This window comes from Streptomyces chryseus (genome assembly GCF_014650755.1).
GTDB lineage: Bacteria > Actinomycetota > Actinomycetes > Streptomycetales > Streptomycetaceae > Streptomyces > Streptomyces chryseus.
In genome coordinates this window covers 98,752-107,656 of record NZ_BMVO01000023.1, presented here as the reverse complement: position 1 = coordinate 107,656, position 8,905 = coordinate 98,752, and the positions used below count along the sequence as shown (strand labels likewise).

General features: G+C 71.3%; 10 protein-coding genes. 3 read left to right on the top strand and 7 right to left on the bottom strand.

Translation table 11 applies throughout. The features are described from left to right. Positions 1-103: 103 nt before the first annotated feature. Positions 104-520: a Fur family transcriptional regulator gene (locus tag IE185_RS26650; protein ID WP_138894889.1), complete on the bottom strand. Its 417-nt coding sequence runs from the start codon at positions 518-520 to the stop codon at positions 104-106. Between the two features lie 144 nt (positions 521-664). Here IE185_RS26650 and IE185_RS26645 point away from each other — a divergent pair, with 144 nt between their 5' ends. Continuing rightward, positions 665-2,116, top strand: a complete 1,452-nt coding sequence (locus IE185_RS26645; RefSeq protein WP_189716142.1) for a catalase — start codon at positions 665-667, stop codon at positions 2,114-2,116. A gap of 62 nt (positions 2,117-2,178) precedes the next feature. Here IE185_RS26645 and IE185_RS26640 read toward each other — a convergent pair whose 3' ends face one another. Then, positions 2,179-2,592 carry a CBS domain-containing protein gene (locus tag IE185_RS26640; RefSeq protein WP_138894891.1) on the bottom strand — a complete coding sequence of 138 codons (414 nt, stop codon included), beginning with the start codon at positions 2,590-2,592 and terminating at the stop codon, positions 2,179-2,181. 183 nt (positions 2,593-2,775) lie between these two features. Beyond that, on the bottom strand, positions 2,776-3,570 hold the full coding sequence (hisN, locus tag IE185_RS26635) for a histidinol-phosphatase (protein ID WP_138894892.1): 795 nt from the start codon (positions 3,568-3,570) through the stop codon (positions 2,776-2,778). A 150-nt stretch (positions 3,571-3,720) separates the two neighbouring features. Between hisN and IE185_RS26630 the strand changes: the two genes are divergently transcribed. Beyond that, positions 3,721-4,440 (top strand): TetR/AcrR family transcriptional regulator, encoded by a 720-nt coding sequence (locus IE185_RS26630; RefSeq protein WP_138894893.1) that lies wholly within the window; start codon positions 3,721-3,723, stop codon positions 4,438-4,440. Here IE185_RS26630 and IE185_RS26625 read toward each other — a convergent pair. The 4 genes from IE185_RS26625 to IE185_RS26610 all read right to left on the bottom strand — a co-directional run bounded on the left by IE185_RS26625 (position 4,406) and on the right by IE185_RS26610 (position 8,008). Beyond that, positions 4,406-4,729 carry a DMT family transporter gene (locus IE185_RS26625; protein ID WP_138894894.1) on the bottom strand — a complete coding sequence of 108 codons (324 nt, stop codon included), beginning with the start codon at positions 4,727-4,729 and terminating at the stop codon, positions 4,406-4,408. The genes IE185_RS26630 and IE185_RS26625 overlap by 35 nt on opposite strands. A gap of 89 nt (positions 4,730-4,818) precedes the next feature. Then, positions 4,819-5,829: a ribosome small subunit-dependent GTPase A gene (gene rsgA / locus IE185_RS26620; protein ID WP_138894895.1), complete on the bottom strand. Its 1,011-nt coding sequence runs from the start codon at positions 5,827-5,829 to the stop codon at positions 4,819-4,821. A 14-nt stretch (positions 5,830-5,843) separates the two neighbouring features. Then, positions 5,844-7,187 (bottom strand): 3-phosphoshikimate 1-carboxyvinyltransferase, encoded by a 1,344-nt coding sequence (aroA, locus tag IE185_RS26615; RefSeq protein ID WP_138894896.1) that lies wholly within the window; start codon positions 7,185-7,187, stop codon positions 5,844-5,846. Between the two features lie 107 nt (positions 7,188-7,294). Further along, complete coding sequence (locus tag IE185_RS26610; protein WP_138894897.1) at positions 7,295-8,008, bottom strand: M50 family metallopeptidase; 714 nt, start codon at positions 8,006-8,008, stop codon at positions 7,295-7,297. 49 nt (positions 8,009-8,057) lie between these two features. Here IE185_RS26610 and IE185_RS26605 point away from each other — a divergent pair, with 49 nt between their 5' ends. After that, positions 8,058-8,873, top strand: coding sequence for an SOS response-associated peptidase (locus IE185_RS26605; RefSeq protein ID WP_138894898.1), 816 nt, complete (start codon positions 8,058-8,060; stop codon positions 8,871-8,873). Positions 8,874-8,905 lie beyond the last annotated feature (32 nt).

The following is an 8,905-nucleotide window of genomic DNA, read 5'->3' as shown; positions in this document are numbered from 1 at the left end:
CAAGACCACAACCGGGTCTTGAAGGCCGACGTCACGCAGGGCCCGAATTAACCAACAGTGTCCCGGAATCCGGTGCCGGGCCCTTCGGCCGTGTCGAGGAGGGTCAGGCGGAGGCGCAGTTGGGGCATGTGCCCCGGTAGGTCACCTCTACGTCCGAGATCGTGAAGCCGAAGCGCTCGGAGTCCGGCAGATCCGTGAGCGGATCGCCGACCGGGTGCACATCGCGTATGGCGCCGCAGCGCGCGCACACCAGGTGGTGGTGCGGGCGGTGCGCGTTCGGGTCGTACCGCTTCGCCCGGCGGTCCGTGGACACCTCGAGCACCTCGCCGAGGGACACCATCTCGCCCAGCGTGTTGTAGACGGTCGCCCGGGAGATCTCGGGCAGCTTCGCGACGGCGCGCGCGTGCACCTCGTCGGCGGTCAGGTGGATGTGGTCCCCGTCGAGGACTTCGGCCACGACGCGCCGCTGAGCGGTCATGCGCCAGCCGCGTCCGCGCAGTCGTTCCAACAGGTCACTCATGCGATCCAGCCTAACAGTGGTGGGACCCAGGTCCCGAACGGGTGTGACTTTGGATGATTGCTTGACTTAGACAAAGTCTATTGTAGGATCGAGAACGGCAAACGCCAAGGGACAGGACTTGCAGGTATGACGCAGGAGGCGCACGTGACGCAGGGACCGCTTACCACGGAGGCCGGCGCGCCGGTCGGCGACAATCAGAACAGCGAGACCGCTGGCGCCGGCGGTCCCGTTCTGGTCCAGGACCAGGCGCTGCTGGAGAAGCTCGCGCACTTCAACCGCGAGCGCATACCGGAGCGCATCGTCCACGCGCGCGGTGCCGGTGCCTACGGCACCTTCACCCTCACCCGCGACGTCTCGCAGTGGACGCGGGCGAAGTTCCTCTCCGAGGTCGGCAAGCAGACCGAGACCTTCCTGCGCTTCTCGACGGTCGCGGGCAACCTCGGCTCGGCGGACGCGGTGCGCGACCCCCGCGGTTTCGCGCTGAAGTTCTACACGGAGGAGGGGAACTACGACCTCGTCGGGAACAACACCCCCGTCTTCTTCATCAAGGACGCCATCAAGTTCCCGGACTTCATCCACACGCAGAAGCGCGACCCGTACACCGGCTCGCAGGAAGCCGACAACGTGTGGGACTTCTGGGGCCTGAGCCCCGAGTCGACGCACCAGGTGACCTGGCTGTTCGGTGACCGCGGCATCCCGGCGACACTGCGGCACATGAACGGGTACGGCTCGCACACGTACCAGTGGAACAACGAGGCCGGCGAGGTCTTCTGGGTCAAGTACCACTTCAAGACCGACCAGGGCATCAAGAACCTCACCACCGACGAGGCCAACCGCCTCTCCGGCGTCGACCCCGACTCGCACCAGCGCGACCTGCGCGAGGCCATCGAGCGCGGCGAGTTCCCGTCCTGGACCGTGCAGGTGCAGATCATGCCGGCGGCCGAGGCGGCGACGTACCGCTTCAACCCGTTCGACCTGACCAAGGTCTGGCCGCACGCGGACTACCCGCCGATCGAGATCGGCAAGCTGGAGCTCAACCGGAACCCGGAGAACATCTTCGCCGAGGTCGAGCAGTCGATCTTCAGCCCCGCGCACTTCGTGCCGGGCATCGGCCCGTCCCCCGACAAGATGCTCCAGGGCCGCCTCTTCGCGTACGGCGACGCCCACCGCTACCGCGTCGGCATCAACGCCGACCACCTGCCGGTGAACCGCCCGCACGCCACCGAGGCGCGGACGAACTCCCGTGACGGCTACCTGTACGGCGGCCGCCACAAGGGCACCAAGAACTACGAGCCCAACAGCTTCGGCGGCCCCGCGCAGACGGGCAGGCCGCTGTGGGAGCCCGTACCGGTCACCGGCGCCACCGGCAACCACGAGGCTCCGCGGCACGCCGAGGACGACGACTTCGTCCAGGCCGGCAACCTCTACCGCCTGATGTCCGAGGACGAGAAGGGCCGTCTGATCGACAACCTGGCCCAGTTCATCTCCAAGGTGTCGCGCGACGACATCGCGGAGCGCGCGGTCAACAACTTCCGTCAGGCCGACGGTGACTTCGGCAAGCGGCTGGAAGCCGCGGTCCAGGCCCTGCGCGGCTAGTACGGACGCTTGTCGTAGGCGGAGGGCCGGATTCCCCAGGGGAGTCCGGCCCTCTTTCGCGCTCAGGCCACGAGGGCTCCCGGCTGCGGGCGTGACTGCCTGCGGCTCGGTGCCCAGCAGCGGATGATGTCGCGTACGGAGACGACGCCGACGGGGCCGTCCCCGTCCAGCACGATCAGGTGCCGGAAGCCGCCGTGCGCCATGGCGTCGGCGGCTTCCTCCAGCGTCCAGCGGGGCGCCGCGAAGACGACGTCGGTGGTGGTGTGGGTGCCGGCCGTCTCCAGGTCGGGATCCTGGCCCGACCCGATGGAGACGAGGATGTCGCGTTCGGTCAGGATGCCGACTCCGCCGGCGTCGGTGTCGAGGACGACGGCCGCCCCGACGCGGCGCTCCGCCATCAGTCGGGCTGCCTGGCGGAGTGTGTGGGCGGGGCCGATGGTGAGGACCACCGTGCTCATGGCGTCACGGACGAGCATGGACGGAGCCACCTCCTTGGTGAAGCGGGCATCATGCGCTACGAGAACCGATTCACAAGTTCACAAGTGGGGGGACTCACAGAGTGGCAGTTGACCGGCGAGGCAACAAGGGGGCGTGGGAGGGGGAGTTGGACGAGCGGACGCCCCCGCGCGCCGGTTTTCCGGGCGCGGGGGCCACGGGCGCTAGGCGCGCAGGTAGCCCAGCAGCTCGTCGTGGAGCAGGCCGTTGGACGCCGCGGCGTTGCCGCCGTGGGGACCCGTCACTCCTTCGAGGCTGGTGAAGACGCCGCCCGCCTCCTGGACGATGATCGCGTTCGCGGCCATGTCCCAGAGCGAGAGCTCGGGTTCGGCGCAGATGTCCACCGCGCCCTCCGCGACCAACATGTACGGCCAGAAGTCGCCGTACGCGCGTGTCCGCCAGCAGTCGCGGGTCAGGTCCAGGAAGCCGTCGAGCCGGCCCCGCTCCTCCCAGCCGCTCAGCGAGGAGTACGCGAAGGACGCGTTCTCGATCCGGTCGACCTTGGAGACGTGGAGGCGGGTGGCGGAGGTGAGGCTGCGCCCGGTGTACGCACCGCCGCCCTTCGCCGCCCACCAGCGGCGGCCCAGCGCGGGCGCGGACACGACGCCCATCACGGGCTGGAAGCCGTTCTCGCCGGCCTCCATGAGCGAGATCAGGGTCGCCCAGACCGGGACGCCCCGCACGTAGTTCTTGGTGCCGTCGATCGGGTCTACGACCCAGCGGCGCGGGCCCGTGCCCTGGAGCCCGTACTCCTCGCCCAGAACGGCGTCACGCGGCCTGCCGCGGTGCAGATGGCTGCGGATCAGCTCCTCGGCGGCCTTGTCGGCCTCCGTCACCGGCGTCATGTCCGGTTTCGTCTCGACCTTGAGATCCAGAGCCTTGAAGCGCTCCATCGTCGTGGCGTCCGCGGCGTCGGCGAGAACATGGGCAAAGCGCAGATCATCGTGGTAGTCGGGCATGACTGAACAGTATCGACCGCGTTCCGCGCGAACCACACGGTCTCGCGGTGCGGGCGCCGCCCGCCGCCCGGTACGCGCGGCGCGGGGCCCATTGACACTGCCCGGCGGCGCGTCAACTCTGAGACCCCAGCCGTCGGGGAGGCGCACGCGATGCCCACAGCGCGAGAAGCCTTGCTGGACGCCGCCTTCACCGCGCTCGCGGTCCGTCCGTGGTCCGGGGTGCGGATGGTCGACGTGGCCGCGGCGGCGGGCGTCTCGCGGCAGACCCTCTACAACGAGTTCGGCACCAAGGACGGTCTGGCCCGCGCGCTGGTGCGCCGCGAGGCCGACGGCTTCCTGGCCGGCGTCGAGCGGGCGCTGGCCGGCCGGCCGGCCGAGCGGACGGCCGGGCGGGGAACAGTCCGGGCCGCCCCGGCGGCGGCCCGGACTGCTGGACCCGAAGACCGGCTGGTGGCCGTGGCCGAGTTCACCGTCGGCGCCGCCCGCGTCAATCCGTTCGTCCGCGCGCTGCTCACCGGATGCTGGGGCGACCGGCTGCCCGCCCCCCGCCCGGCGCGGACCGTCCCGTACACGGCGGTGTCCCCGGTGCCCGCCCAGCGCCGCGCCGACGCCGGATCGCCGGGGCCCGCCGAACTGATCGCGGCGGTACGGGACAGGGCGCTCGCCGCGCTCGGGACGGGACGTACGAAGGAGGAGGCGGCGGAGATCGCGTACCGCTGCGAACTGGTCCTGCGGCTCGCGCTCTCGTACGTCCTGGCGCCCACGGCCCCGGGGGGCGGCTTCACGCGGCTGCTGCGCAGGGCCCTCGCCGGGGCGGGCCCCGGCGGGCCGGGGCTCAGTGGGCCGAGCCCGAGAGCTGGAGGCCGATGACGCCGATGATCACCAGCGAGATCGAGATCAGCTTCAGCGTCGACACCACGTCGCCGAGGAAGACCATCCCGTAGATCGCGGTGCCCGCGGCCCCGATGCCCGTCCACACCGCGTACGCGGGTCCCACGTCGAGCTTGCGCAGCGCGAGCGTCAACAGGCCGAAGCTGCCGAGCGCGAACGCGCAGAAGGCGACGGTGGGCCAGAGCCGGCTGAAGCCGTGGGACAGCTTCAGGCACACGGCGAATCCGGTCTCCAGCAAACCAGCCACTATCACCAGCAGCCACGCCATGGTCGGTCGCCTCCCGCGTCGGTGACTGCTTCGTCTGACTTGGTGCGATTATGCCCGTGCCGGACGCCCGCAGACGTGAACGCGGCGGGTCAGTCGCCCTCGCGGCGCTCCCGGGTGGCGAGGAGCCGGCGCAGCGAGTCGAGCCGGGCCGGATCGGCGTGGCCGTCCGCGACCCACTGGTCCAGCGCGCACTCCGCCTCGTCGTGGCTGCAGCCGCGCGGGCAGCCCTCCGTACCCGGCTCAAGGTCCGGGAACGCGAGGATGACACGCGACGGGTCGACGTGGTGCAGCCCGAAGGAACGCACGCCCGGGGTGTCGATCACCCAGCCGGGCACGCCCGTGAGCGGCAGCGCGAGCGCCGACGTGGTGGTGTGCCGGCCGCGGCCCGTGACCGCGTTGACCACTCCGGTCGTACGCCAACGGTCCTCGGGCACCAGTGTGTTGACCAGGGTCGTCTTGCCGACGCCCGAGTGGCCGACGAACGCCGTGACCTTGTCCTCCAGGTGCTTGCGCACCAGATCGGTCGCCGCCCCGTTCGCCAGGTCCTCGCGGCTGGTGACGACGTACGGGACACCGAGCGGGCGGTAGGCGTTCAGGAGGGCGTCCGCCGGCGCCAGGTCCGACTTGGTCAGGACGAGCAACGGCGTGAGCCCGGCGTCGTACGCCGCGACCAGACAGCGGTCGATCATGCGCGGGCGCGGCTCGGGGTCGGCCAGCGCGGTGACGATCGCCAGCTGGTCGGCGTTGGCCACCACCACCCGCTCGAACGGGTCGTCGTCGTCGGCCGTGCGACGCAGCACCGAGGCGCGCGTCTCGACCCGGACGATGCGGGCCAGCGTGTCCTTGTCGCCGGTCAGGTCGCCGACGATGGCGACCCGGTCGCCCACGACGACGGACTTGCGGCCCAGCTCGCGGGCCTTCATCGCGATGACCGTACGGTCCTCGACGAGGCAGGTGATGCGGCCCCGGTCGACGGTCAGGACGAAGCCCTCGACGGCGTCCTCGTGTTTGGGGCGGGTGTGCGTGCGAGGCCGGTTGCCCTTGCGGTTCGGGCGGATCCGGATGTCGTCCTCGTCGGGGTTCTTGCCGTAGCGGCGCATGTCGTCAGGCCCCGTCAGTTTCCGTCGAGCATTCCGGTCCACATCTGCGGGAAATCGGGCAGTGTCTTGGCCGTCGTCGCGACGTTCTCGATCTGTACGTCCTTCACGGCGAGGCCGATGATCGCGCCCGCGGTCGCCATGCGGTGGTCGTGGTACGTGTGGAAGGTCCCGCCGTGCAGGCGGCGCGGGCGGATGCGCAGACCGTCGGCGGTCTCGGTGACGTCGCCGCCCAGGGCGTTGATCTCCCGGGTGAGGGCGGCCAGCCGGTCGGTCTCGTGCAGCCGCAGGTGCGCGACGCCGCGCAGGACGGACTCCGAGTCGGCCAGGGCGGCCACCGCCGCGATGCCCGGGGTCAGCTCGCCGACGTCACCGAGGTCGACGTCGATGCCGTGCACCGTACCGGTGCCGGTGAAGGTCAGCCCCTGCTCGGTCAGCTCGCAGGAACCGCCCATCTCGGTGAAGATCTCCCGCAGCGCGTCGCCCGGCTGGGTGGTGCGCTCCGGCCAGTCGGGGATGGTGACGCGGCCACCCGTGATCAGGGCGGCGGCCAGGAACGGCTGCGCGTTGGACAGGTCGGGCTCGATGGTCAGGTCCCGGCCGAGCAGGGCGCCGGGGGAGACCCGCCAGACGTTGGGTTCACCGCCCGACTCGGGGGTGTCCACCTGGGCGCCGACCGCGCGCAGCATGTCGACGGTCATCCGGATGTGCGGCATGGACGGCAGTACGGCGCCGGTGTGCCGCACCTCGACGCCCTGGTTGAAGCGCGGGGCGGAGAGCAGGAGCGCGCTCACGAACTGCGACGACGCGGACGCGTCGATGTCGACCGCCCCGCCGTCCAGGGCACCGTTGCCGTGCACGGTCAGCGGAAGGGCGCCGCGGCCGTCGTCGTCGATACGGGCGCCCAGCGTGCGCAGCGCCTCGATGACGGCGCCGAGGGGGCGTTCGTACGAACGGGGGTCGCCGTCGAAGCGCACGTCACCGTCCGCGAGGGCCGCGACGGGCGGCAGGAAGCGCATCACGGTGCCGGCGTTGCCGGCGTCGACCGCGGCGGGCCCGTGCAGCCCGGCCGGGATGACGCGCCAGGCCTCGCCCGAGCCGCTGAGCTCGGCCGTCGCCGACGAGCTGGACGACACGGTCTCCTCGATGCCGACGCCCATCGCGCGCAGCGCGTCGGCCATCAGCAGCGTGTCGCGGGAGCGCAGCGGGTGGCGCAGCCAGCCGGGCTCGGCGGCGAGCGCGGCCAGGACGAGCGCGCGGTTGGTGACCGATTTCGATCCGGGCACGGTGACGGTCGCGTCGACGGCTTCGGAAGCGCGCGGGGCGGGCCAGAGGGCGGGGTGCACGGAGCTTTCGGTCATGGCCATCACTTTAGTGGCTCGCGGCGGACCCGGATCTTGATCAAATGCGCCGAAACCAGGGCGTAACGCAATGGTACCGGCAGGGTGACGCGCCGTGACAGCCGGTCCTACAGCCCGAGCAGCCAGCGGCCGCCGCCCAGCAGCGCGCAGACCGACACCGTGTGGAAGAAGAACAGCCACAGCACGGCCGGTACGTGGGTGAGCCGCGACAGCTGGTCGGCGTCCGAGTCGGGGGCGCCGCCGTGGCGGCGCTTGGACTGGAGCTCGAAGGCGGGCCGGACACCGCCGATGAGCAGGAACCAGACGGCGGCGTACGCGAAGGCGGCCTGCACCTCCGGCGGCGTGAGCCACGAGATCAGCAGGAAGGCGGCGCCGGTGACGATCACGGTCAGGGCGCCGTACGCGTTGCGGATCATCACCAGCATCGCGAGGAGCAGGGCCGTCGCGATCCACAGGAAGAGCGTGATGCGGTTCGCCGCGAGCAGCCAGGCGCCGCCGAGGCCCAGGAGTGAGGGAGCGGTGTAGCCGGCGGCGGCGGTGAGGATCATGCCGATGCCGGTCGGCTTGCCCCGGCTGACGGTCAGACCGCTCGTGTCGGAGTGCAGGCGTATGCCGTCCAGGCTGCGCCCCGTGAGCAGGGCGATCAGACCGTGGCCTCCCTCGTGGGCGATCGTGATGGCGTTGCGTGCCAGACGCCACACGGCGTGCGGGACGACGACGGCGAGAGCGGCGAGGGCCGTGGCGATCACCAGCCACTGGTCGGGATCGGGCTGCGTACCGAAGACGCGGTCCCACAGGTCGCCGAGCTGGGTGCTGTCCATTTTCCGGGCGGCTCCTTGCGGTCGGGGCAGTCGTGGCAGTCTGGCACTTATGTGCGGACGGTATGCGGCGAGCCGGCGGCCCGAGGATCTGGTCGGGATGTTCGATGTGCGGAAGTGGGAGCCCAAGGAGGCGCTCGCCCCGGACTGGAACGTGGCGCCCACCAAGGAGGTCCACGTCGTCCTGGAGCGTCCTGTGAAGGACGCGCCGGACCCGCGCCCGGTTCGGCAGCTGAGGAAGCTGAGGTGGGGGCTCGTGCCCTCCTGGTCGAAGTCGCCCGAGGGCGCGGCGCGGATGATCAACGCGCGGGCGGAGACGGTGCACGAGAAGCCGTCGTTCCGCCAGCCGTTCGTCTCGCGGCGCTGCCTCGTCCCGGCCGACGGCTACTACGAGTGGGTCACCGGCGCCGACGAGCGGCAGCTGGAGGAGCAGGGGAAGAAGAAGCGGCCGCGCAAGCAGCCGTACTTCGTGACGCCGGCCGACGGGTCGGTCATGGCGATGGCCGGGTTGTACGAGTTCTGGCGCGACCGGACGCTGCCCGACGACCACCCGCAGGCGTGGTGGGTGACGTGCTCCGTCATCACCACCGAGGCGGAGAAGGCCCCGCTGGCGGTCGCGCCGGCCACCGGACCCGGGTCGCTGGCCGACATCCACCCCCGGATGCCGCTGATGCTGACCCCGGACCGCTGGGACGCGTGGCTGGACCCGGCCCGTACGGACCTGGACGGCCTGCGGGAGCTGCTGGCGCCGCCGCCGGGCGGGCTGATGCGGGCGTACCCGGTGACCACCGCCGTGAGCAACGTGCGCAACAACGGGCCGGAGCTGCTGGAGGAGCTGCCCGCGCCGGAGGTGGAGACGCTGTTCTGACGCGGCGCGCGTGGGGCGTTGGATCACGCGGC

Excerpts from the sequence above, each read along its gene's own strand:
- IE185_RS26650 (WP_138894889.1), bottom strand. The coding sequence starts at position 520 with ATGAGTGACCTGTTGGAACGACTGCGCGGACGCGGCTGGCGCATGACC.
- IE185_RS26640 (WP_138894891.1), bottom strand. The coding sequence starts at position 2,592 with ATGCTCGTCCGTGACGCCATGAGCACGGTGGTCCTCACCATCGGCCCC.
- hisN (WP_138894892.1), bottom strand. The coding sequence starts at position 3,570 with ATGCCCGACTACCACGATGATCTGCGCTTTGCCCATGTTCTCGCCGAC.
- IE185_RS26630 (WP_138894893.1), top strand. The coding sequence starts at position 3,721 with ATGCCCACAGCGCGAGAAGCCTTGCTGGACGCCGCCTTCACCGCGCTC.
- IE185_RS26625 (WP_138894894.1), bottom strand. The coding sequence starts at position 4,729 with ATGGCGTGGCTGCTGGTGATAGTGGCTGGTTTGCTGGAGACCGGATTC.
- rsgA (WP_138894895.1), bottom strand. The coding sequence starts at position 5,829 with ATGCGCCGCTACGGCAAGAACCCCGACGAGGACGACATCCGGATCCGC.
- aroA (WP_138894896.1), bottom strand. The coding sequence starts at position 7,187 with ATGACCGAAAGCTCCGTGCACCCCGCCCTCTGGCCCGCCCCGCGCGCT.
- IE185_RS26610 (WP_138894897.1), bottom strand. The coding sequence starts at position 8,008 with ATGGACAGCACCCAGCTCGGCGACCTGTGGGACCGCGTCTTCGGTACG.
- IE185_RS26605 (WP_138894898.1), top strand. The coding sequence starts at position 8,058 with ATGTGCGGACGGTATGCGGCGAGCCGGCGGCCCGAGGATCTGGTCGGG.